The sequence below is a fragment of the Coprobacter secundus subsp. similis genome, assembly GCF_015097275.1.
Taxonomy (GTDB): Bacteria; Bacteroidota; Bacteroidia; order Bacteroidales; family Coprobacteraceae; genus Coprobacter; species Coprobacter secundus.
In genome coordinates, this window is sequence record NZ_AP023322.1 from 2,096,572 (window position 1) to 2,120,355 (window position 23,784).

The 23,784-nt window shown below is 35.3% G+C and carries 20 protein-coding genes; 16 read left to right on the forward strand and 4 right to left on the reverse strand.

The genetic code is table 11. From position 1 onward, the window contains the following. Positions 1-154 precede the first annotated feature (154 nt). From Cop2CBH44_RS08260 to Cop2CBH44_RS08275, 4 genes are all read left to right on the forward strand, one after another. Positions 155-1,903, forward strand: coding sequence for a DNA/RNA non-specific endonuclease (locus Cop2CBH44_RS08260; RefSeq protein WP_200754631.1), 1,749 nt, complete (start codon positions 155-157; stop codon positions 1,901-1,903). Between the two features lie 301 nt (positions 1,904-2,204). Then, positions 2,205-2,747 carry a porin family protein gene (locus Cop2CBH44_RS08265; RefSeq protein WP_200754632.1) on the forward strand — a complete coding sequence of 181 codons (543 nt, stop codon included), beginning with the start codon at positions 2,205-2,207 and terminating at the stop codon, positions 2,745-2,747. Positions 2,748-3,650: 903 nt separating this feature from the next. Further along, positions 3,651-4,523: an arginase family protein gene (locus Cop2CBH44_RS08270; protein ID WP_021931958.1), complete on the forward strand. Its 873-nt coding sequence runs from the start codon at positions 3,651-3,653 to the stop codon at positions 4,521-4,523. Between the two features lie 34 nt (positions 4,524-4,557). Further along, complete coding sequence (locus tag Cop2CBH44_RS08275; RefSeq protein WP_021931957.1) at positions 4,558-5,736, forward strand: sugar transporter; 1,179 nt, start codon at positions 4,558-4,560, stop codon at positions 5,734-5,736. A 180-nt stretch (positions 5,737-5,916) separates the two neighbouring features. Here Cop2CBH44_RS08275 and tatC read toward each other — a convergent pair whose 3' ends face one another. Continuing rightward, positions 5,917-6,753 carry a twin-arginine translocase subunit TatC gene (gene tatC, locus Cop2CBH44_RS08280; protein WP_200754633.1) on the reverse strand — a complete coding sequence of 279 codons (837 nt, stop codon included), beginning with the start codon at positions 6,751-6,753 and terminating at the stop codon, positions 5,917-5,919. Between the two features lie 77 nt (positions 6,754-6,830). After that, a complete protein-coding gene (tatA, locus tag Cop2CBH44_RS08285) occupies positions 6,831-7,034 on the reverse strand; it encodes a twin-arginine translocase TatA/TatE family subunit (RefSeq protein ID WP_021931954.1) in 204 nt (67 codons plus the stop codon). 146 nt (positions 7,035-7,180) lie between these two features. Here tatA and fabD point away from each other — a divergent pair, with 146 nt between their 5' ends. From fabD to Cop2CBH44_RS08345, 12 genes are all read left to right on the forward strand, one after another. Continuing rightward, complete coding sequence (fabD, locus tag Cop2CBH44_RS08290; protein ID WP_021931953.1) at positions 7,181-8,062, forward strand: ACP S-malonyltransferase; 882 nt, start codon at positions 7,181-7,183, stop codon at positions 8,060-8,062. A 218-nt stretch (positions 8,063-8,280) separates the two neighbouring features. After that, positions 8,281-8,760 (forward strand): porin family protein, encoded by a 480-nt coding sequence (locus Cop2CBH44_RS08295; protein ID WP_021931952.1) that lies wholly within the window; start codon positions 8,281-8,283, stop codon positions 8,758-8,760. Positions 8,761-9,116: 356 nt separating this feature from the next. Continuing rightward, a complete protein-coding gene (locus tag Cop2CBH44_RS08300; protein ID WP_021931951.1) occupies positions 9,117-9,431 on the forward strand; it encodes a GNAT family N-acetyltransferase in 315 nt (104 codons plus the stop codon). A gap of 142 nt (positions 9,432-9,573) precedes the next feature. After that, positions 9,574-10,923, forward strand: a complete 1,350-nt coding sequence (locus Cop2CBH44_RS08305) for a sigma-54-dependent transcriptional regulator (RefSeq protein WP_200754634.1) — start codon at positions 9,574-9,576, stop codon at positions 10,921-10,923. A 276-nt stretch (positions 10,924-11,199) separates the two neighbouring features. Next, the gene (locus Cop2CBH44_RS08310) at positions 11,200-11,280 is read left to right on the forward strand and encodes a potassium-transporting ATPase subunit F (RefSeq protein ID WP_074024076.1); all 81 of its coding nucleotides are present in this window, start codon (positions 11,200-11,202) and stop codon (positions 11,278-11,280) included. A 24-nt stretch (positions 11,281-11,304) separates the two neighbouring features. After that, complete coding sequence (gene kdpA / locus Cop2CBH44_RS08315) at positions 11,305-13,011, forward strand: potassium-transporting ATPase subunit KdpA (protein ID WP_200754635.1); 1,707 nt, start codon at positions 11,305-11,307, stop codon at positions 13,009-13,011. A 13-nt stretch (positions 13,012-13,024) separates the two neighbouring features. After that, positions 13,025-15,064 carry a potassium-transporting ATPase subunit KdpB gene (gene kdpB, locus Cop2CBH44_RS08320; protein ID WP_200754636.1) on the forward strand — a complete coding sequence of 680 codons (2,040 nt, stop codon included), beginning with the start codon at positions 13,025-13,027 and terminating at the stop codon, positions 15,062-15,064. A gap of 17 nt (positions 15,065-15,081) precedes the next feature. Continuing rightward, positions 15,082-15,666, forward strand: coding sequence for a K(+)-transporting ATPase subunit C (locus Cop2CBH44_RS08325; protein WP_021931947.1), 585 nt, complete (start codon positions 15,082-15,084; stop codon positions 15,664-15,666). After that, a complete protein-coding gene (locus Cop2CBH44_RS08330) occupies positions 15,663-16,430 on the forward strand; it encodes a TorF family putative porin (RefSeq protein WP_021931946.1) in 768 nt (255 codons plus the stop codon). The genes Cop2CBH44_RS08325 and Cop2CBH44_RS08330 overlap by 4 nt, the downstream gene beginning before the upstream one ends. A gap of 89 nt (positions 16,431-16,519) precedes the next feature. Then, positions 16,520-17,644: an osmosensitive K+ channel His kinase sensor domain protein gene (locus tag Cop2CBH44_RS08335; protein WP_021931945.1), complete on the forward strand. Its 1,125-nt coding sequence runs from the start codon at positions 16,520-16,522 to the stop codon at positions 17,642-17,644. 17 nt (positions 17,645-17,661) lie between these two features. Then, positions 17,662-19,101 (forward strand): ATP-binding protein, encoded by a 1,440-nt coding sequence (locus Cop2CBH44_RS08340; protein WP_200754637.1) that lies wholly within the window; start codon positions 17,662-17,664, stop codon positions 19,099-19,101. Positions 19,102-19,230: 129 nt separating this feature from the next. Further along, positions 19,231-19,602, forward strand: coding sequence for a NifB/NifX family molybdenum-iron cluster-binding protein (locus Cop2CBH44_RS08345; RefSeq protein WP_333558659.1), 372 nt, complete (start codon positions 19,231-19,233; stop codon positions 19,600-19,602). 214 nt (positions 19,603-19,816) lie between these two features. Here Cop2CBH44_RS08345 and Cop2CBH44_RS08350 read toward each other — a convergent pair whose 3' ends face one another. Together Cop2CBH44_RS08350 and Cop2CBH44_RS08355 are read right to left on the reverse strand one after the other, a co-directional pair. Continuing rightward, a complete protein-coding gene (locus Cop2CBH44_RS08350; RefSeq protein ID WP_246469099.1) occupies positions 19,817-21,778 on the reverse strand; it encodes a sialate O-acetylesterase in 1,962 nt (653 codons plus the stop codon). Between the two features lie 4 nt (positions 21,779-21,782). Continuing rightward, on the reverse strand, positions 21,783-23,774 hold the full coding sequence (locus Cop2CBH44_RS08355) for a glycoside hydrolase family 97 protein (protein WP_200754639.1): 1,992 nt from the start codon (positions 23,772-23,774) through the stop codon (positions 21,783-21,785). Positions 23,775-23,784: the final 10 nt, after the last annotated feature.

Consider the following 23,784-nt stretch of genomic DNA (forward strand, 5'->3'; position numbering starts at 1 on the left):
ATATAAAATCTTTATATTCTACATTCATATTCTACAACATTCAAATTATCAAAATAAACATTTTTGATAATTTGAATGATTAATTTGACGCATTGATAGTCCTACATATAGTTTTAGAACCTTAATTTGCATTTATATTTTAATAAAGAATTTCATGAAAAATCTGTTCTTTTACGTTTCATTCTTGGTATTTTTATCATCTGTTATGTCTGGGTGCTCTGATTCCAATGAAAATGACGAGCCCATAAACGAAGAAGATGCATTTCTAAACGTATCACATGTTGTATTGACATTCAATGAATCGGATGCCAGTAAAAATGTAATTACCATCAAAAGTAATTATCCCTGGGAAGCAACAACCAGCCATCAATCTCTAAAAATAGATAAAAATGCCGGAGATGCCGGAGAAGATAAAATTACAATAAAAGACTTGCCTTCAGGTGAAAATTATAAACTGACTATCACAACTAAGGCAAAAACTCCTAAAAATGTTATATCAAAAGAAATTACTGTCAAACGAAAAAATAATATCAATACAACAATATATTATAGTAATAACTTTGATAAAGAAATTGCCACCAAAACTTATAATGGCTCCTATTGGCCATATCTTGACCAATTCAATGGCTGGGATAATAAAAATGGAGAAGGGAGTGGAACTGTTACCTATTCTTTTATAAGTTTAAGTGTCAGAAACGATTGGTTCTCTAACTTTAATCCTACAAACGCTTATAGAGGACAAGCCTCCGGAGCAAATAATCTTTATTTCTCATCGGCAAACAGTTATTTTATTATAGAAAATATCACCATCCCGAACAACCAAAAAGACTTCTTATTTACATTTGGCTGTCAAGAAGCCAATGCGTTCAATTTTTCTCATCTAACTATATCAATAAGTAAAGACGGAATATCTTGGATACCTCTGACATATAGCAGGGATAATAGTAAAGAATGGGATTTAGCCACTGTTTCTTTTTCATTAAAACAAGAAGCTTCAACTTTATATTTTCGTTTTCAAACAACCGTTTCTAACCAAATACGTGTTGACGACGTCAAACTGTCCTCGGGTACCACATCTACAAATATTATTGATTTCGGTAATGTAACACAGTATCCATTGGTAGAATTACCCCAATTAAATCTTACTATAAATAATTATCAATATATCTCTCATTCTGCAATCCTAAATAATCGAAAAGTTCGAAATTATACGATGTGTTTCGATAAGAACATGCATGCTGCACATTGGGTTGCATATCCATTACATTCGTCCTATCGGGGAGGAAGTGGAAGAACCGAAGCTTGGGCCGCTGATCCTTTAATAGAAGAACAATATCAACCTAAATTATATGGAACAGATGGACTAACATTTTATCGAAATTATTCCAGAGGACATCAAATTCCGTCGGCTGACCGTACGGCAAATGATGAATTAAATAATCAGACATTCTACGCGTCCAACATGACCCCCCAATCAGGAGACTTTAATGGAGGTATCTGGGGTACATTAGAAGGAAAAATCAGAGATAATATTTGTAATGATACTCTTTACGTTGTTACAGGTTGCTACTTCGGAAACAACTATACAACGACAAGAGATGGCTGTAACGGTAATAATGAGAGTCAAGTCTCAAAAGACTGTCCGGTCCCAACTCATTATTTCAAAGTCATACTACGCACCAGAAGTGGTTCTTCCGGAAAACCCATACCAGAATGTTCGGCAAATGAGCTGAAAGCCATCGGTTTTTGGCTCGAACACAAAACTATAGAAAATGATGCCAGCCTCTTAAAGAACTATTGCAAATCTGTAACCGAAATAGAACAGTTGACCGGTATAAAATTCTTCCCTGTAATTCCTGAAAGTGTAAAGAAACAATGTACACCTTCTGACTGGTCATTATAAACACATATTTATCATACAATCTCTAATTATGAAAATCCCTGCAACACATACAACTCATACTCGCAGGGATTTTCTATATAAATCATAGATAAAAGAATTATTTAGCAAATCAAAAAATTTCAATCTAAAGCATTTTTACAAAAAACATTAAAAAAGAACATAAAAACAGAGAAATTGACATTGACACAATAAATACAATACATTTATTTTGCATAATAAAATATGCAACAGAAGTGTTGTGGAGGTCATATTTTATAAATGAATCTGTCTCGCTGCCTCCCAAGACACAAAATAAAGAAATATGAAAAAATTTGTACTCACAACAACAATGGTATTTCTTACGGCCATTTATTCTTTCAGTCAAGAAATTGGATTCGGAGTTAAAGCAGGACTTTCTCTCGCAAATTTGACAGAAACATCATACCATGTTCGTCCCGGTCTTGTAATCGGAGGGTTTGCCAATATTCGCTTCAATGATTATGTAGCTCTTCAACCAGAACTACAATATGCCATGCAAGGAGGCAAATATAACGAGGTGGCAGCCAAATTAGATTATATACAAATCCCTATTATGGTAAAAGGGTACCTGTGGAAAGGCCTAAATCTGGAACTTGGTCCTCAACTTGGTTTTCGAGTTGTCGGAAAAAGTAAAATAGGTGACGTAAGTTACAGCATTAAAGACGCTACAAACGTTTGTGATTTCGCTATTGGGGTAGGACTTGGATACGAAACCGAAATGGGACTGACCGCAGGATTCCGTTATACTATTAGTGCCACAAAAGCAATTAAAGATTCTGACCCTAAAAATAGTGTATTCCAACTTGCTTTAGGATGGAAATTTTAATATAAACTTATAAATAAACTGCATTTCAAAAACTTCATGTTTAACTTTTTGGGGTGCAGTTTACGATAAAACATCTGTTTAAAAAGAAATTAAATTTTATCAGAGTTTTCAAAACATTATTCATTTCTAAATCTTATTAAGAATAATACCTTGATAAATACATAGACTCCTCTATCATAAGAGGCATAACGAAGACATCGAAAAAATTCTACTTAAAATTATTATTTTATACCAATACAAAAAGATTATAGCAAGGAAAATGAAGTAAGGTATGCCTTTACTTCAAATAAGATTAACTCCACTATACAATATAATCATGAAACAGAAAGATTTTGTGATGATAAATATGATACTTTTTCTACATTATGGAACATCGTAACTAAAAACATGGTAAGGCTTAGAAATAGCGTCACAAACTAAACCTAATAAGTTTTAGACTGATAATCAAATACAATTTTTATCTCCCAAACTGTAAATAAATAATGAATGCTATGTAAAAAAATATCTAAAAATACACTCTTCTCTAATTCTTGACATATTTATCGGTAAAAGAAGCTCACTAATTTTCCATGTAATTCGAATACCCAATAATAGTATACTTAATAAAACCCTCAACTACCTTAGTACTTCCAATGAGCTAATATTTTATAACAATATCATTACAAGTACCGTAAACAGGCTAAAAAATGAAAAATTTATTATGACTTTTCCATTTTCGCATTATAAAATTATTTTGTACTGTATTATAACATAGTAAGTAGTCTTAATCTTATAAAAATATATTTTTCATATCATCAAATTTTTTGATTAAACACATAAATAATTTTTCGGTCTTTGTTATAAAAGAATCAGATTCTATCTACTTTTGCAATACCAAAAAGATTATTTATATATTGTCAGAATATGAAAAATAAACCATCTATAATTCGACTAATTTATCCACAATGGCAAGGAGGTGTCATTTCCCACTGGATGCCTGATATCCCAGCTAATGATGCTTCAAAAGGATATTATTTAGGTGCAAAACTTTTGAATATGCTGGCACCAGAAACTAATCAGGAAATTATTGAAATACCAATATCCTTAGATATAAAGGATAGAAAAATTGAAAATGGAATCAACTCTTATCAAGTTATTCTAAACCAGACAAAATCAGCTCTTGATACAATTAAAGAAAACAACCCCGACAAAATTGTTACTCTCGGAGGTGATTGTTCAGTCAGTGTTGTTCCCTTCACATATCTGGCAAAAAAATATCAAAATGATATAGCTATTATTTGGATAGACGCTCATCCAGACATAACGCTTCCATACGATGAATACACCGGTTATCATGCTATGGCCTTAACTGCCTGTCTAGGCATGGGAGATAAAAAAATAATAAATTTATTACCAGAGAAATTTGATATTTCAAAAACTTTAATTGTTGGCCTTCGTTCATGGGATAAAGGAATGAAAGAACGCCAAGAAGAACTAAAAATAAAAAGTTTATCTCCTGATGAAGTAAGGAACAATAGTTCGGCAATACTAGAATGGCTAAAAAATACCGGTGTATCTAAAGTTGTTATTCATTTTGACTTAGATGTGTTAGATCCTGCTGAAATCATTGCAGGTGTTGGTGTCGAAGCTAATGGAATGAAAATAAAAGAAGTCATTCGCATTATCAACGATATTGCCTCTAAACATGACTTAGTAGGACTTACTATAGCTGAACCTATGCCCCGGATTGCCATCAAACTCAAAAATATGATGAACGAATTACCTCTATTAAAATAAAGTATTTTTAAATCCGTACAAATTAATAACTTAAATGCACATATATCACAGGAATATTACACTGAGAGAATGGCTCCCCCTTCTATGTTTAACTTTTTCTGCATTTATATTCAATACATCAGAATTTATACCTATCGGGCTACTTACGGATATAGCTACAGATTTAAAAATAACTGAAGCTCATACTGGTTTACTTATTTCTGTATATGCATGGGTCGTCGCTCTGACATCATTACCTCTAATGTTGCTCGTCTCTAAAATGGAATACCGCAAGTTACTGCTTTATACAACTATCTTATTTATTGTAAGCCACATACTTTCGGCTCTTTCTATAGGATATGCAACTTTAATGATTTCTCGTATCGGCGTCGCTTGTTCTCATGCAGTTTTCTGGTCTATTGCCTCCCCTCTTGCCGTTCATATAGCACCTGAAGGGCATCGCTCCATGGCTCTCGGTATGATTGTGACTGGGACATCTATAGCCATGATAGTAGGTCTGCCACTGGGCCGCATCATAGGCTTACACATAGGCTGGAGAATGACATTTTTCTGCATTGCAGCTATCGCTTTTGCCATATTTCTCTTATTAGTCATTATTTTTCCTAAGGTTCCCAACCGCAACTCTATTACTTTGCGTATGTTACCTTCTATTCTTAATAATCCAGTATTACTCAGTATTTATTGCCTGACCTTTATTATTGTAACAGCACATTATACAGGGTATAGTTACATAGAACCATTTTTAGGCCAAGTTGCCGGATTAAAAGATAACTGGATAACTTTGACATTAACAGCTTTCGGCATTTCCGGAATAATAGGAAGTGTTCTGTTTTCTCGCTATTTCGACAAACATCCTTACCCATTTATATGTTTTGCCGTCACAGGTATTGCCACTTTTCTGATTTTATTACACCTTTCATCTTTCAATCACTATGCCGTTATAGTTTTATGTATCCTCTGGGGAATAGCTATCACAGCCTTCAATCTCGTATTCCAAGCTGAAGTTATCCGATTTGCTCCCCAAGCTACAACAATAGCAATGTCAATATATTCAGGAATCTACAATCTCGGTATTGGTAGTGGAGCACTAATCGGAGGAATGGTCTGTTCTCATTTATCAATTTCCGATATCGGATATGTCGGAGGAGCTATTGCCATCATAGCTTCAATTTATTGTATCAAAAAAGTACTACGGCTCTTAATACAAAAATAAATACTCTTTTATCACACTCTTATTCGGACATAAAAACTTACAAAAAAGAAAAGGTTGTCTCACGACAACCAATCTTCGTTAACCTTAAATCTAATACTATGAAAAACACAATGCAAATATATATTATTTATGCTATACAACATATATTTTTCTATAAAAAAATCATCGAATTAACAATATTTAAACTTTTCCTTCTTCTATTTCTGCTTCTATATCATCATCATTATCGTCTTCTTCAGGTAGTTCCTTTTTCACAAATAAGGCACTAATCTCATATAACATATATATAGGTAAGAAAACAACCATTAATGTAAAAGGGTCTCCTGATGGAGTTATAACTGCTGACAGCACTAATAGTCCCACTATAGCATATCTCCTATATCTTTTAAAAAATGACCGAGTCAAAAGCCCTATGTTAGATAATATCCACGATAATAAAGGTAATTCAAAAACTACCCCCATAATAAAAATCATAGTAAGGAAATTACCCATATACGAATCAAGAGAAATCTGATTTGGTATTATAGTACTGATCTGATATCCTGCTAAAAAACGTAAAGTCAATGGAAATACCAAAAAATACCCGACTGCAACACCAATAAAAAACATGACATTTCCTACTAAAAAAGCAAACCGGGCATTCTGCTTTTCTTTTTCATAAAGAGCCGGACTAATGAATGTCCACAACTGATAAATTACAAATGGAAACGCAAATACCAATCCCAGCCAAAAAGAAGTACTCATATGAATAAAAAACTGGGAAGCTAACTGAATATTTATCAAATTGACATGAAACTCGGAATTACAAAAATCAGGTAATACTGATATATAATGACTCAAATTACATATAAAACGATATAATATAAAGTCTGAAAAGCAAGGAGCCAATATAATTTGATCAAATATATCAGTCATAAAACAAAAAAATAACCCTGCTAATAAAGCTACAACAAGTAAAGACCTGAAAAGGACTTTACGTAAAGCCTCTACATGATCCCAAAAGTTCATCTCAACCATAAGCAAAACGATCAAATAAGAATACAAGAACAAGGCGTAGTTTAATAACTACGCCTATAAACATATATACAAAAAAATTATTTTTCTTTCTCGTCAGGTTCATTAACGGCCTTATCAATTTGATTTTCAACATCTTTCATGCCGTCTTTAAAGCTTCTAATACCTTTACCTAAACCTTTCATCAATTCAGGAATCTTCTTACCTCCAAAAAGCAATAAAATTGCAAAAGCGATAATGATGATTTCTCCAGTTCCCAGATTTAAAAACAAAAGGGTTTTCATACTATTCTTCTTATTTTAATTAATAACAAAACTATAACAGTTTACAAATGTAAGAAATATTGTTGGCAATAAACTGCTTTTTCCTCTGAAAAAGATTAACTTTGTAGCCGTTTTTATGCAACAATACTTAATAAAAATAGATTTATATGAAAGCATTTGTATTTCCCGGACAAGGAGCGCAATTTGTAGGAATGGGTAAAGACCTTTACGAAAACCATCCAGAAGCGAAAGAAATGTTTGAAAAAGCAAACGAAATATTGGGTTTCCGTATTACTGATTTAATGTTTGAAGGTACAGATGAAGACCTTCGTCAAACCAAGGTTACACAACCTGCCATCTTCCTACATTCTGTAATATTAGCAAAAACAATGGGTATTGACTTCTGCCCAGATATGGTTGCTGGCCATTCTCTGGGAGAATTCTCTGCACTAGTTGCAGCCGGAGCTTTATCATTTGAAGACGGTGTACGTTTAGTGTCAGCTCGTGCTATGGCTATGCAGAAAGCTTGTGAAAAAACACCATCAACCATGGCTGCTGTTTTAGCATTACCTGATGAAAAAGTAGAAGAAATTTGTAATTCCATAAAAGATGAAATCGTCGTTCCTGCCAACTATAATTGTCCAGGGCAAATCGTTATTTCAGGAAGTGAAACCGGTATCGATCAAGCTTGTGAAAAAATGCTGGCAGCAGGAGCAAAACGTGCACTAAAACTTAAGGTTGGCGGGGCATTCCATTCTCCTATTATGGAACCTGCACGTACAGAATTAGCCGAAGCTATCAAAAAAACACAATTCTTTGCACCGAAATGCCCTGTTTATCAAAATGTAAATGCTAAAGCAGAAACCAATCCTGATATTATTAAAGAAAATCTTGTTGCTCAACTAACATCTCCTGTACGTTGGACTCAATCGGTATTGAATATGATTGCCGACGGTGCCAATTCATTCACTGAAATCGGTCCTGGAAACGTACTACAGGGGCTAGTCAAAAAAATAAATAAGGAAGTTGCAACTAACGGATTTCAGTAATATCATCAATATCATTTCCTTAAACATCGGAAAATAAAACGAGGATATCTCAAAAAGGATATCCTCGCTTTATTTACACTAACAATTAAATATTTTACAAAAGAATCCAATACAAATAAAGGCCAAAAACTCCATACAATTTTCGAGTATAACGGAAAAAGTTTTTTCTTAACTTTGCACTCCGAAAATAAATCCAAATATTTATCAAAATCAAAAAAATGAAAAAGATTACATTACTATGCTTATTACTGAGCATTATTGCAATGAGTGCAAATGCCCAATACAAAAAAGGAGATATCGAATTGGAAGGTGAAGTAAGTTACACAAATATTGAAGGAATAAACTCTTACAAAATAGCTCCTGAAGTAAATATTTTTCTTAGTGAACATTGGGCTATAGAGGCAGGCATATCCCTATCTGGTAATGACGATTGTCATTTCGGAATCAGCGTAGGTGCCAGCTATTATCTTCCAATAATATCTAAACTTTACTTTGCTCCATCCTTAAAAGCAGAAATAATTTTTGGAGATGAGAACTGGGCCGTAGGGTTACAGCCTAAACTTATATATGAACTAACCGAACATCTTTCTACCAACTTAGGAATCGGGTATCTTGGATATGGAGAAATTAATGGCGCCAACACGTTTCATTTTGGTATTACGGACCAGCTCTCTTGGGGCATTGCTTACAAATTTTAATTTATGCGAATCCGTTCAAGAAGGTGTGTCAAAACTAAAATGAACAATCCGAAAAGTTATAGAGTGTAACTATAATACCTAAAAATGGCCGTATCATTATTCCTCAAAATGGAGATTGATACGACCATTTTTTGTCTTTTAAAATACTCAAATTTCAAATTGAAAGTTCTTATTTTCAAAAATTGAGTTTTGAATTCACCCCCTTGAATATAATTGCCTCTCGAAAAATTATAATACCGGAAACGTCTTCTCATACTTTACATCATTTCTTCTAAATAACTTCACACTTTTTCTAAACAAAAACCTTTGAATAGATGTTGAAATTATAAGAAAAGATTATTTTAAAACTCATTATTATGAACGAAGACTACGGATTGACTGACAACACAGAGAAACATCAATATGAATTCCATATTGAAGGGTTGGTTCCCCGCATAGAATATATAAAGACAAATAATGGAGAAATATATCTTACTCATACAGAAGTCCCCTATGCTCTCGAAAGAAGAGGAGTAGGCTCACAGTTAGTAAAAAAAGCATTACAAGATATTGAAAAACAAAATTTAAGACTTATCCCATTATGCCCTTTTGTTGCCAAATATATACAAAGAAACCCTGAATGGAAAAAAATGGTAATGAAAGAGCATTATATAGAACAACCTCAGGCATAATCACATCTCATTAAAAATCATTAAATTAACAAAAATATCCACTCCAACAGAGATAAAGATATCGATTACTTTCTTTAAAATTTAAAGGAAAAGCTTACTTTTGCATCATACTGTTTCAATATTTTTACATTTATCAAAACAGATGAGCAAAATTTTAATTATCGATGATGAAAACCAGATCCGGCAATTATTGTCGCGTATAATTGCTCTCGAAGGATATGAAGTTATCCAAGCTGCTGATTGTAAATCTGGGCTAAAACAATTAGAATTACACTCTCCCGAAGTAATTCTTTGTGATGTTTTCTTGCCTGACGGAAACGGGGTAGATTTAGTTTCTATCATAAAGAAAAATTCTCCAACCTCAGAAGTTATACTATTAACAGCACACGGTAATATTCCCGATGGAGTGCAAGCCATTAAAAACGGCGCATTCGACTATATAACCAAAGGTGACGATAACAATAGAATCATTCCATTACTCTCAAAGGCCACTGAAAAAGTCTTATTAAACAAACAAGGCCATAATTCAGAAAAACGTACGGGAGAAAAATACACATTCGACTCCATATTAGGAAAATCCCGGGCTATCAAAGAAGCTATTGCTTTAGCACAAAAAGTTGCATCCACAGATGTTCCCGTATTGCTAACAGGGGAAACCGGCACAGGAAAAGAGGTATTTGCTCAAGCTATCCATCAGAATAGCAAGCGAGCAAAAAAGAATTTCGTTGCAGTTAACTGCTCTTCATTCAGCAAAGAATTACTTGAAAGTGAAATGTTCGGACATAAAGCCGGGTCTTTTACCGGAGCACTAAAAGACAAAAAAGGATTATTCGAAGAAGCTGATAATGGGACTATATTCTTAGACGAAATAGGAGAAATGGCTTTCGAACTACAAGCTAAGTTATTAAGAATACTCGAAACTGGAGAATATATAAAAATAGGAGAAACAAAACCAACCAAAGTCAATGTACGTATTATAGCAGCAACAAATCGAAATCTAAAAACAGAAATTTCTGAAAATCATTTCAGAGAAGATTTGTTCTACCGATTATCTGTTTTTCAAATACATCTTCCGCCACTGCGTGATCGCAAAGAAGATATACCACTCCTGACCGAAGCTTTTATCCACAATTTTTCGAAAAAACTATCTTGCAACATACAAGAAATAAAGCCAGATTTTCTCAACGCACTGAAACAACAACCATGGAAGGGAAATATCAGAGAACTTAGAAACACAATAGAACGAAGCCTCATTGTTTGTAACGGCAATTCTTTGGACATAGAAGACTTGCCTCTCGAAATTCAGAATAACCATTATGAACAAAATGACGGGCAAACGTTCTCCGATTTTGAACTTGCAGCAATGGAAAAGCGCCATATCAGTCGAGTATTAGAATATACTAAAGGAAACAAAACCGAAACTGCCAGATTGCTGAAAATCGGCTTAACTACTTTATATCGAAAAATAGAAGAATACAAAATATTGTCATAATAGAACAAGACTTTACCAAAATGAAAAGGTTGCAACAGTGATACTGTTGCAACCTTTTTTCATATACAACTGATAAACAAAATATTACAATATCACACTCATCTTTGGCATATTTTTGGCATAAAAGCCCGCGTAAATATTTTAATTAATTAAAAATAATAAGAAATGGAAATTACACTAAACTTTATTTTTTGCCTGCTAAGCGGGTTTGCCTGTTTCTGGCTCTTTTACAAATGTGTCGACTGGTTTGAGAAAATCTAAAAAAAGGAGGTAACAATGTACACAGCACTATTTATAATTGGGTTAATCATTTTCGGTTATATGATGTATGTACTTATCAAACCGGAAAAGTTTTAAAAATTCATTAAGACAAACTAAACAATGAATACTGAAATATTAGGAATTGCAATTCAAATTATCCTGTTGGTGGTACTCAGCTATCCACTAGGAAAATATATTGCTAAAGTTTATAAAGGGGAAAAATGCTGGTCTGACTTCATGACCTCGATTGAAAATTTTATTTACAAAATTTGCGGTATCGATCCCAAAGAAGAAATGGGATGGAAAAAATTCTTGAAGACACTTTTAATATTAAATGCATTCTGGTTCCTTTGGGGAATGGTGTTATTGGTCATCCAACATCTACTACCTCTCAATCCGGATGGTAATGGGCCACAGACTCCCGACCAAGCATTTAATACATGTATCAGCTTCATGGTAAACTGTAACCTACAACATTACAGTGGAGAAAGTGGATTGACTTATTTTACACAACTTTTTGTCATCATGCTCTTCCAGTTTATAACAGCTGCGACAGGTATGGCAGCTATGGCGGGAATCATGAAATCCATCTCTCTTAAAACAACTCGGACTATCGGGAACTTCTGGTATTTCTTAGTAAGAAGCTGTACTCGTATATTATTACCTCTGTCTCTTATCGTCGGATTTATCCTTATCGTACAAGGAACTCCAATGGGATTTGATGGTAAAATGACAATACCGACCTTAGAGGGTGGTGAACAAACTGTATCCCAAGGTCCTACAGCAGCAATCGTACCTATTAAGCAATTAGGGACAAATGGTGGTGGATATTTTGGTGTAAACTCTTCTCATCCATTAGAAAATCCCACTTATCTCACCAATATGGTGGAATGCTGGTCTATCCTTATCATCCCAATGGCTATGGTTTTGGCATTCGGATTTTATCTAAAAAGGAAAAAATTGGCTTACAGCATTTACGGAGTTATGTTATTCGCATTTCTTGTCGGAGTCGGGATTAATACTTATCAGGAAATGAATGGTAACCCGCGAATCGACGACATGGGCATTGCTCAAGAAAACGGTGCAATGGAAGGTAAAGAGATTCGAATCGGTTCAGGAGGTACAGCTTTGTGGAGTATCGTAACCACTGTCACTTCCAATGGTTCTGTAAATGGTATGCATGACAGTACGATGCCTCTTTCCGGTATGATGGAAATGCTCAACATGCAAATCAATACATGGTTTGGAGGTGTAGGTGTAGGTTGGATGAATTATTACACATTCATTATCATTGCAGTATTTATTAGTGGTTTAATGGTAGGACGAACACCTGAATTTTTAGGGAAAAAGGTTGAAGCCCGTGAAATGAAAATTGCTACGATTGTAGCTCTTCTCCATCCATTTGTCATCTTAGTAGGAACAGCTCTTTCAAGCTATTTATACGCTCATAATCCAGAATTCGTCGAAAGTGAAGGTGGATGGCTAAACAATCCAGGATTCCATGGCCTCAGTGAAATGTTATACGAATACACCTCTTGTGCTGCCAATAATGGCTCAGGATTTGAAGGATTAGGTGATAATACTTGGTTCTGGAACTATACCTGTGGTCTTGTACTTATACTTAGTCGGTTTATACCTATTGTCGGACAGGTAGCAATTGCTGGTCTACTCGCAGAGAAAAAATTTATACCCGAAAGCGCCGGAACATTAAAAACAGATACTGTAACATTCGGTGTAATGACATTTGCTGTTATTTTCATCATTGCTGCTTTATCATTCTTCCCGGTACATGCTCTAAGTACTATTGCTGAACATTTTAGTTTATAATAGAAAAAAAGATATGAAAGAAAATACATCAGCTTCTTTATTTCCAAAGGAGCAAGTTATAGAAAGCCTAAAACAATCTTTTGTCAAGCTGAACCCGAAAGTAATGATCAAAAACCCCATCATGTTTACTGTTGAGGTCTCTACAGTAATCATGTTATTGGTCACAGGTTATTCACTCTTCGATGCTTCACAAGGCTCATTCGGATATAATCTATCCGTTTTTATAATACTATTCATTACGCTACTATTTGCCAATTTTGCTGAAGCTATTGCTGAAGCTCGAGGCAAGGCACAAGCCGACAGTTTAAGAAAAACAAGAGAAGAAACTCCAGCAAAACGAATAGTTAAAGACAAAATAGAAGTTGTAACCAGCTCTCAATTACGAAAAGGTGATATATTCGTCTGTGAAGCAGGTGATGTAATTCCTGCTGACGGTGAAATCATAGAAGGTCTTGCATCAATAGATGAAAGTGCCATTACAGGAGAAAGCGCACCAGTAATACGAGAAGTAGGCGGAGATAAAAGTTCGGTTACCGGTGGAACAAAAGTTTTGTCCGACCAAATTAAAGTATTGGTTACAACACAACCCGGAGAAAGTTTTTTGGATAAAATGATTGCTCTTGTCGAAGGTGCATCTCGTAAAAAAACGCCAAATGAAATAGCCTTGACTATACTATTAGCCGGTTTTACATTAGTTTTCATAATTGTATGTATTACGTTAAAGCCTTTTGCCGATTACAGCCATACAGTTATAACAATCGCATCACTCATTTCTCTCTTTGTTTGTCTTATACCTACAACAATTGGAGGGCTTTTATCAGCCATCGGTATTGCAGGTATGGATCGGGCTTTAAGAGCAAATGTCATTACTAAATCAGGAAAAGCTGTTGAAACTGCCGGGGATATAGATACTTTATTACTTGATAAAACAGGAACGATAACGATAGGTAACCGTAAAGCTACTAAATTTTACTGTACACCAACTATGGACATGGAATTCCATGAATTTATCCGTTGCTGCATGTTATCTTCTGTTTCTGATAATACTCCCGAAGGTAAATCAATTATCGAACTGGCTCATGAAAGTAATCTTCACATGAGAAGTTTAGACACAACAGGGGCTCGCATGGTAAAATTCTCTGCTGAAACAAAATGCAGTGGAATAGATTTAGCCGATGGTACAGAAATACGAAAAGGTGCATACGAAGCCATTCGAAAAATAGTGGAAAGCGCAGGGAATAAATTTCCGAAAGAAACTGAAGAATTGGTACAAGCCATTTCAAGTAATGGAGGAACGCCCCTTGTTGTCTGTGTAGACAAACAAGTTGCCGGAGTAATAGAGTTACAAGACATTATCAAACCAGGTATCCAAGAACGTTTCGAACGTCTTCGTAAAATGGGTGTAAAAACCGTTATGGTAACCGGTGATAACCCGTTAACTGCAAAATATATTGCGGAGAAAGCTGGTGTTGATGACTTCATTGCAGAAGCTAAACCTGAAGATAAAATGAATTATATCCGACGGGAGCAGGAAGCCGGTAAATTAGTTGCAATGATGGGAGACGGAACCAATGATGCTCCAGCTCTTGCTCAAGCAAATGTCGGTGTAGCAATGAACAGTGGAACTCAAGCTGCCAAAGAAGCAGGTAATATGGTCGACTTAGACAATGACCCGACCAAATTGATTGAAATTGTTGAAATCGGCAAACAATTACTGATGACCCGAGGTACATTGACAACCTTCTCAATCGCAAATGACGTTGCAAAATATTTCGCTATTGTCCCCGCTTTATTCATGGTAGCTATACCTGAATTAGCAGCATTGAATATCATGCACTTACATAGTCCTGAAAGCGCAATTCTTTCAGCTATTATCTTCAATGCTATTATCATTCCGATACTGATACCTTTAGCTTTAAAAGGAGTAAAATATAAACCAATTGGAGCATCTGCTTTACTTCGCCGAAATTTATTGATTTACGGATTCGGTGGAATATTGGCTCCGTTTATCGGAATAAAATTAATAGACATGATTGTCGGTTTGTTTTTCTAAAAAATAATTAAACAAAAATGAAAACACTATTAAAATCATTAAAAATAACTATTGCATTCTGTTTATTCTTTTCAGTATGCTATATCCTCATACTATGGGTATTTGCCCTTGTAGCAGGACCTAATAAAGGAAATGCCGAACTGGTTACATTAAACGGTAAAGTTGTCGGTGCAGCCAATGTAGGTCAACAATTTACAAAAGATATTTATTTCTGGGGACGTCCATCTGCGGTCGATTATACAGCAGACGGTTCAGGTGGAAGTAATAAAGGTCCTACAAATGAAGAATACCTGGCTGAAGTAGAAGCTCGAATAGATACCTTCCTCATACATCATCCATATCTCAATCGGAAGGATGTACCTGCAGAAATGGTTACAGCTAGTGGTTCCGGATTGGACCCGAACATTACACGCCAATGTGCATATGTACAGATTAAACGTATCGCCAAAGCTCGTGGAATGAACGAATCTGATATTCAAGATATTGTAAATAAACATATTGAAAAACCTTTTCTTAGCCTTTTTGGTACTGAAAAGATAAATGTATTAAAACTTAACGTGGCTCTTGATGAAGCAAATAAATCAATAATTGCAGAAAAATGAAAACAATAATTAAATCTATCACATTAGCTTGTGCATTCTCCATTTTTGGAGCAAATACAACATTCTCTCAAGAAGAATCCAAAGGTGTTAATTTCAATGTTGCCGGAGATTTAGTAAGTTCTTACATCTGGCGTGGTATGTATCAGTCAGGAGCTGCCATACAACCAACATTAGGTTTAAGTGTAAAAGGATTTTCTCTTACAGCATGGGGAAGTGTCGACTTTACAGGTCAAGGACACAAAGAAGCAGATATTACCGCAGCCTACAGTATCGCCGGACTGACCATTTCTGTTGCAGATTTTTGGTGGGCAGGACAATCAGGAATATATAATGACCGAGAAAATGGAAAAAATAACTATTTCAATTTCAACCATAATAGTACCGACCATATTTTTGAAGGAGCTCTATCCTATCAATTACCCGTTGAAAAGTTCCCACTGAGTATCTCTTGGTATACGATGTTTGCAGGAAACGATTATGTATTAAAATCTAATGGTTTAGATAGAAAAAGAGCATACTCTACATATATAGAATTTGGATATCCGTTTTCTGTTAAAGGGGTAGATTTAATCGCCAATGTAGGGCTTAGCCCATGGGAATCTGCACAATATAAAAATGATGGTTTCGCAGTGACCAACGTTTCTCTAAAGGCGACTAAAGTATTACCTATTACTAAAAATTTCTCATTACCCATTTATACTCAAGTTATCTGGAATCCAAATAGAGAAGATGTACATTTTGTTTTTGGTGTGACAATAAAATAATCACATAACCATAGTCTTTCATAATAAAAAATAACCGATAGATGTATATATTTGCATCGTCGGTTATATCTCTTTAAAATACGAAGTGAATGAATAATGAAGAAAGCGTTCAACATTTCCTCGAATTGATAAAAAAATCACGACGTGGAAAATTTAAAATCTACATCGGAATGATTGCCGGAGTAGGGAAAAGTTATCGTATGCTACAAGAAGCCCATGATCTATTGGATAATGGTGTAGATGTACAAATTGGTTACATTGAAACTCACAAAAGAGCCGGAACCGAAGCTCTACTTGAAGGCCTTCCCATTATTCCCCGGAAAAAGATTTTTTATAAAGGGAAAGAATTGGAAGAAATGGATTTAGAAGCTATCCTACGTATCCATCCAGAAATTGTCATTGTTGACGAATTGGCCCACACAAATGTCGAAGGCAGTGCTAACAAGAAAAGATGGCAAGATGTCATGGCATTACTTGATGCCGGCATCAATGTTATATCAGCTGTCAATATTCAACACATAGAAAGCTTAAATGAAGAGGTTCAAGGAATATCTGGAATAGAAGTTAAGGAAAGAATACCTGACAGTGTATTACAGGAAGCAGATGAAGTTGTTAATATAGACCTCACGGCAGAAGAACTGATAAATCGTTTAAAAGCCGGAAAGATTTACAAACCAGAAAAGATAGCAACAGCTCTCAATAATTTCTTCAAAACGGAAAACATACTCCAATTAAGAGAATTAGCCTTAAAAGAGGTGGCTTTGCGAGTTGAGAAAAAAGTCGAAAATGAAGTCGTAATATCAAATGTCGGAGTTCGGCATGAAAAATTTTTGGCATGCATCAGTTCTAATGAAAAAACACCAAGAAAAATCATCCGTAAAACAGCCCGACTGGCAACACGTTATAATGCATCTTTCGTTGCTCTCTATGTACAAACTCCCCAAGAAAGCCCAGACAGAATATCTTTAGCCAGCCAACGACATCTAATAAATCATTTTAAACTGGTCACAGAATTGGGAGGGGAAGTAGTTCAAGTACAGTCACCTCACGTAACCGAAAGCATAATAAAGGTTTGCAAAGAAAAACAGATCACAACTATTTGCATGGGACAACCTGCATTTAAATTACCTCAAGCTTATATCAAGATTCACTATTATAAAAAATTTATTCACTTTCTGGCACAAGCCAATATAGATTTACTTATATTAGCATAAGCTTAATACATCATTTTATGAATATAAAAACTAAATTATTATTTGGCATCGGAATGCTGGCCGGTATGATTATACTGCTGGTAACCTTATCAGTCGTAAACTTACAGATATTGACAGCAACAGATCCTGATAGTCCTACAGCAGGCCCAGGGTTACAAAGAGCATTAATATGGATTTCCATCGTCGGAGGATTCTGTGTATTGGTAGGGTTAGGGCTACTAATCTGGCTGCCTAAATCTATCGAACGTCCTATCAAAGAACTTACTAATGGAATTATGGAAATAGCCAACCGAAATTATGAAAAAAGACTCAATCTAAAAGGAAATGAAGAGTTCAATGACGTCGCCGAAAGTTTCAATCGAATGGCTGAGCGTCTTGCTGAATACAGATCGAGTACATTAGCAGATATATTATCTACAAAAAAATATCTTGAAGCTATTGTCAATAGTATAAATGAACCCATTATCGGCCTAAACACTAATCGTGAAATTCTTTTCATAAATGACGAAGCTCTTGGAATTCTAAATTTAAAAAGAGAAAATGTTATACGCCAATCGGCAGAAGAACTTGCACTGAAAAATGATTTGTTGAGAAGACTAATCCGAGAGCTAGTATCTCCTGATGAAAAAAAAGAACCCTTAAAAATATATGCAGACAATAAAGAAAGTTATTTCCAAGTGCGCTATATTCCTATTCGTTATGTAGAAACAGGAGAATCTTCAGCCAAAAGTATTGGAGATGTTATTTTATTAAAAAATATTACAGAGTTTAAAGAATTAGATTCGGCCAAGACAACTTTTATCTCTACCATATCCCATGAACTAAAAACTCCAATATCTGCTATTATGATGAGTCTACAACTCTTCGAAGATAAACGTATAGGCAATCTAAATGAAGAGCAAGAACAACTTTCAAGGAGTATAAAAGAAAATAGTGAGCGGTTATTAAATATCACAGGAGAATTATTGAATATGACGCAAGTCGAAGCTGGTAAATTACAATTAATGCCTAAAATCACTAAGCCTATCGAACTAATCAATTATGCAATAAATGCCAACCGCGTACAAGCAGAGAAATTTGGGTGCCAAATAGAAGTTGAATACCCTGAAAAAATCAGTAAATTATTTGTCGATAGTGAAAAGATCGCTTGGGTTATCACAAATCTTTTAAGTAATGCTATACGTTATTCTAAAGAAAACAGCAGAGTTATTATAGGAGCTAAACAGGAAAACAATATAGTAGAAATATATGTACAAGATTTCGGAAAAGGTATAGACCCAAGATATCATAAAAGTATCTTTGACCGATACTTCCGAGTACCTGGTACTAAAGTACAAGGTAGTGGATTAGGTCTATCTATTTCTAAAGATTTTGTAGAAGCGCATAATGGAACCTTGACTGTAGAAAGTGAATTAGGGAAAGGCAGTAAATTTATTATACGTTTCAACGTGGGTTAAAGAATATTGGGAATACTGTTTTGGGGCTAGGAATGAAAAAAGCATCCCCAATAGGTAATAAAAATAATTTCTCTAACTTTGTATACATAACAAACATCAAGTTCAATTGATTTTAAAAAGAGAAGTTAAATGATAAAAATTGCAATTCCTACTCGAGATGAACAAGTGGATGACCATTTTGGGCATTGTGACCACTACACATTATTTACTATTGATGATCAAAAACAAATAATCGAAAAAGAATATCTTGCTTCACCTGAAGGTTGTGGATGCAAATCGGACATTGCATCTATTCTTGAAGAAAAAGGTATCACTCTTATGCTCGCCGGAAATATGGGAGAGGGAGCAAAAAATATGCTTAACTCACATCATATAGAGGTTATACGTGGATGTAAAGGTGATATTAAAGAAGTTGTAAAACAGTATCTTTCAGGATTTATTTTCGATTCTGGAAAAAGTTGCCATCATCACGAAGGACATGTTTGTTCTCATAACAGATGAAAAAAGCAGTTTAAAAGACCCGCTTCTTGTTTTTTTAACTCATATTTTGTAAGTCTACAAAAAAATACTATTTACAAAATTTGAGATTATTACTTTTTCTATCGAGGAATGAGGATAATTTACAGCTTCGAACCTTAAACTGTAAGGAACAGTAAGGGGCTACTTTTAGGCAGCCCCTTTTTTGGATTCACACACAACCACTTATTTTTCATTCTCAATATCGGCTATCTGTTCTGAACGGTGAAGCAGGCAATCCTGCTCCATTATATAAATTACAAGAAATATTATCAGCCCAACCATACCTAACAGCATAGGGACGAGGCACTTTCGGAGAAAATACAATAATCTCATTTCCTTCTATACGAGCTTCTGCCCAATAATAGCAACGGTCTGAACCACATATAGCAAAACCTTTCAATGATTCCCCATTTGGAGTTTTTAATCCTCCTTCAACATGAGAAAAAGAAATCCTTATTTTATCATCTTCAATCCTATACGCCTTAAATACGGGTCCCGAATAAGGAATATCTTCTCCATAAGTTTTGGCTCTTGCAATCAATGCTAACCGTCGACCCACTTCCTGTTTGTTTTTAGGATGAATGTCCTTAGCATTTCCTATATCCATTGCAACTGCCATCCCCGTATTATTCCAATGTAATGTATTTAACTGAGCTTCACGCAAAGCTGCCCATTCCGAATCGTACGGTTCTGTTCTCTCTGGATTGAATGCAGCCAACTGAACAAAATAAAATGGAAAATTTCGTTTCCATAAAGACCGCCAATCATCAATCAATAGTGGGAAAAGTGTGCGGTATTGTTCTGCCATCGATGCATTCGCCTCTCCTTGATACCAAATCACTCCTTGGAATGCAAATGGGGCTAAGGGATACAACATTGCATTATATAACGTCGTTGGACACTTTGGATTATCTACAGGCGAAATTGGTTTTAAAGGCATTTCAGACTGTTTAAGCCCGATTTGATATTTCCAGTTTCCAGATAAAGATATGGAATCACTGTTTTTCAACATCAATTGTAAAGTAACAGGGTCTCCATAAAAACCTCCAGATAAAGCCATATCCGATATACGCACAGCAATAACGGCTTTTCCCGCTTTTACCAAACCTGCCGGAACATTGTATTCTCGCTGTACATTCCAACCTTCGCTATGACCGACTTCTTCTCCATTGAAAAATGTTATATCATCATCGTCTATGCCCCCTAATCTTAAAGTCAGTTCTTTTCCTTGCCATCGTAAAGGTATTTCTATTGTTTTTCTCACCCATACAACACCGTCAAAATCAGGTAACACACTATTTTCCCAAGAACCCGGAACCGGCATATCCTCCCATTTTACATCATCAAAATCGGGAGATGCCCATTTTGCATAATGCTTTTCGTATCCTAAGTCTATTTCCTCTACTTTTCTTTGCCACTCTTTTAACTGCCCGATATAAAATAACGATAAATCATTTTGAGAGACCTGTTTCAATTGCCGTACATAATCCTTAAAATAAGGCATTGTTTCCAATGATTCGGCACTCACCCATGACTCAGCCGGAGTACCTCCCCATGATGTATGGATAAGTCCAACCGGAACCTTTCTATTTTTTAATAGATCACGCCCAAAGAAATATGCAACAGCAGAAAACTCAGGGATTGTCTTCGAAGAACAAACTTGCCAACCTGTATTATTTTCAGTAAATACATCTTTTTGAGGAGTATTTCTTATTACTTTTTTTACTTGAAAAAGTCTCATATCAGGATAATTAGCTGCAGCTATTTCATCTTGATAATTTTGAATTTTTCCCCAACCAGCCAATGGCATTTCCATATTAGATTGCCCCGAACAGATCCAGACTTCCCCAATCATAACATTCCGTAACACCACTTTTTTACCATCACTTATAGTTATGGAATAAGGTCCGCCAAACTTTGGAGTCGGTATATTTATATTCCAATACCCCTTATTATCTGATTTTGTCTCATATTCACGAGCCTCCCAACCGACCATAACTTTAACCACCTTATTAGGGGCTGCTTCTCCCCAAAATGGAGCATCCGTACACTGCTGTAAAACCATATTATCAGTAAACAAGGCCGGTAATCTCACATCTGCATAAATTGAGATACATATTAATTGCAAAGCAAAAGACAACCCAATTATTTTCTTCATACCACTAATTTTCTCCATCTGTATTTATAACCAAAACAAAACCTCCGTAAGGCTGAATAGAAATTTGAATTTCACCATTTTCTGCAATTGACATGTTCCTTATCTCTGTTTCATTATTCGTGTTTGACTTGTCTGTTATCAATTGAGCCATAGTTTCTTTTTGAATAAAAGGTAACTGACAAGAAAAATCTTTTGCTATTTTTTCACCATTAATCCCAGCAACATACCATATTTTCCCCGAACGACGGGCCATCATAACATCTTTTCCAGGATAGCCGTCTATCAATAGGGTTTCGTCCCATGTAGAAGGAACTTTTGACAAATAATTCCATACATATTTGGGAAATTGCTTCAAGTTGTCAGGAACAATGCCAAAATGTTCTACTGGAGAATAGAGTATTACCGGTAACGCTAATTCAAAAGCAGCAGTAGTCATTCTCTTGGCCCCTGTACCCGGAACCTCGCCAAGAGTAGGATTTAAAACGACCGGTGTAAAATCCATCGGGGCTACCACATTACGAATAAATGGCAATATCGTACAATGTTTTGGTTGCCAATCTGCATTTTCCTGATCAAATTTACAGAATTCCATCCCCATAACAGCTTCAGCTGTCACAAAATTTGGAAACATACGATCCCACCCTCTGGGAAGAGTTGCCCCATGAAAATTACAAGCAATGCCAAAATCATTTGCATCTTCCAAAATATCCTGATATAGTTGCATTCCACTCTGTTTATCTCCCCCAAAGAAATCAACTTTTATTCCTTTTATTCCAATTTTTTGCATCCAAGCCAATTCCTCTCTTCTGGCATCACGTGTATTCATTCGGTTCAGAGGACTCTGTGGAGCATCATTCCAATTTCCATTAGAATTGTACCAAAGGATAAGTCCTATATTTTTAACTGCAGCATATTTCGCCAGTTCTTCTATTTTATCTCTACCTATTTGTGTATCCCAAATAGCATCAATCAGACAATATTCAAAATCTAAACTATCTGCTAAATCAATGAACTCTTTTGTATCTTTATAAGTCGTATGACCATCATTATACACTAACCAACTCCAGCTGGCCTTTCCAGACCTATAATCGCCATTCGGACTATAATAAGGAGTAACCAAATCTTGAGCCATAGTAGACTCAACAATAGTATTCAGGTTCTCTCCTATCGTTATTGTTCTCCATGGTGTTGTAAAAGGCAAAGTAACTGCAGCTGTCGCTGGGTCTTCTGGCAAATTATGATCTGCATGGGGAAACTCCACTTTATACAACCCTCCTTGAGAATCATCAGCTAAATGTGTTGCTACATAATTACAATCAACCCCTGTCTCTGAAATCAAAACCCAACCTTCATCTCCTATACGGAATAAGGCCGGATATACCCACCCCTGTCCATAATCAGATGGAGTTCCTATAGGAATATCTAACTGATAATGATCTTCATAACTCGGATTTGTCTTAGCCCACCCAGACTTGGCTTTTGCCAATGGCGCCATAAATGCAGTTGTCTTTTCCGGAAAATTAAATCCCGAATTTTCAGATAATACTTCTTCTTCCCCATTTCCTTTTATATTATAAGCATAGGCAACTCCATCATTACTCACTCGAAATATTACTCCCAGTTGTTTACCTTCCTTATTTTTTACATTAAACATTTGTTCCCTATAAGATTGTACAACTTGAGATTTCTTACCTCGAAGTAAACTATACTGCTGGTTCTCTTCCTTCAATTCTGAAATGTCTTCAAAAATCAAATCTTTAGAAAAATTACTATTCTTTGTCATAATCCCTAACGGGGACGCTTCAAGGACAGGAGAATCATCCAATTCAATATCATAAAACAACTTTCCTTCTTCTAAATAAACGTTTACAGCCACTTTACTATCAGGACTCGTCAAAGACATTTTCTCACCACTATCACAAGCTATACACAAGAAAGCAGATAACACCCCACTCAAAATACATTTTGCTTTCAATCTCTTTTTTGCACTTTTCATACTTTATAGA

Coding starts and splice junctions, on each gene's coding strand:
- Cop2CBH44_RS08260 (WP_200754631.1), top strand. CDS start 155: ATGAAAAATCTGTTCTTTTACGTTTCATTCTTGGTATTTTTATCATCT.
- Cop2CBH44_RS08300 (WP_021931951.1), top strand. CDS start 9,117: ATGAACGAAGACTACGGATTGACTGACAACACAGAGAAACATCAATAT.
- tatC (WP_200754633.1), bottom strand. CDS start 6,753: ATGGTTGAGATGAACTTTTGGGATCATGTAGAGGCTTTACGTAAAGTC.
- Cop2CBH44_RS08275 (WP_021931957.1), top strand. CDS start 4,558: ATGCACATATATCACAGGAATATTACACTGAGAGAATGGCTCCCCCTT.
- Cop2CBH44_RS08340 (WP_200754637.1), top strand. CDS start 17,662: ATGAATATAAAAACTAAATTATTATTTGGCATCGGAATGCTGGCCGGT.
- kdpA (WP_200754635.1), top strand. CDS start 11,305: ATGAATACTGAAATATTAGGAATTGCAATTCAAATTATCCTGTTGGTG.
- kdpB (WP_200754636.1), top strand. CDS start 13,025: ATGAAAGAAAATACATCAGCTTCTTTATTTCCAAAGGAGCAAGTTATA.
- Cop2CBH44_RS08325 (WP_021931947.1), top strand. CDS start 15,082: ATGAAAACACTATTAAAATCATTAAAAATAACTATTGCATTCTGTTTA.
- Cop2CBH44_RS08305 (WP_200754634.1), top strand. CDS start 9,574: ATGAGCAAAATTTTAATTATCGATGATGAAAACCAGATCCGGCAATTA.
- Cop2CBH44_RS08355 (WP_200754639.1), bottom strand. CDS start 23,774: ATGAAAAGTGCAAAAAAGAGATTGAAAGCAAAATGTATTTTGAGTGGG.
- Cop2CBH44_RS08265 (WP_200754632.1), top strand. CDS start 2,205: ATGAAAAAATTTGTACTCACAACAACAATGGTATTTCTTACGGCCATT.
- Cop2CBH44_RS08310 (WP_074024076.1), top strand. CDS start 11,200: ATGTACACAGCACTATTTATAATTGGGTTAATCATTTTCGGTTATATG.
- Cop2CBH44_RS08270 (WP_021931958.1), top strand. CDS start 3,651: ATGAAAAATAAACCATCTATAATTCGACTAATTTATCCACAATGGCAA.
- Cop2CBH44_RS08350 (WP_246469099.1), bottom strand. CDS start 21,778: ATGAAGAAAATAATTGGGTTGTCTTTTGCTTTGCAATTAATATGTATC.
- tatA (WP_021931954.1), bottom strand. CDS start 7,034: ATGAAAACCCTTTTGTTTTTAAATCTGGGAACTGGAGAAATCATCATT.
- Cop2CBH44_RS08335 (WP_021931945.1), top strand. CDS start 16,520: ATGAATAATGAAGAAAGCGTTCAACATTTCCTCGAATTGATAAAAAAA.
- Cop2CBH44_RS08330 (WP_021931946.1), top strand. CDS start 15,663: ATGAAAACAATAATTAAATCTATCACATTAGCTTGTGCATTCTCCATT.
- Cop2CBH44_RS08295 (WP_021931952.1), top strand. CDS start 8,281: ATGAAAAAGATTACATTACTATGCTTATTACTGAGCATTATTGCAATG.
- fabD (WP_021931953.1), top strand. CDS start 7,181: ATGAAAGCATTTGTATTTCCCGGACAAGGAGCGCAATTTGTAGGAATG.
- Cop2CBH44_RS08345 (WP_333558659.1), top strand. CDS start 19,231: ATGATAAAAATTGCAATTCCTACTCGAGATGAACAAGTGGATGACCAT.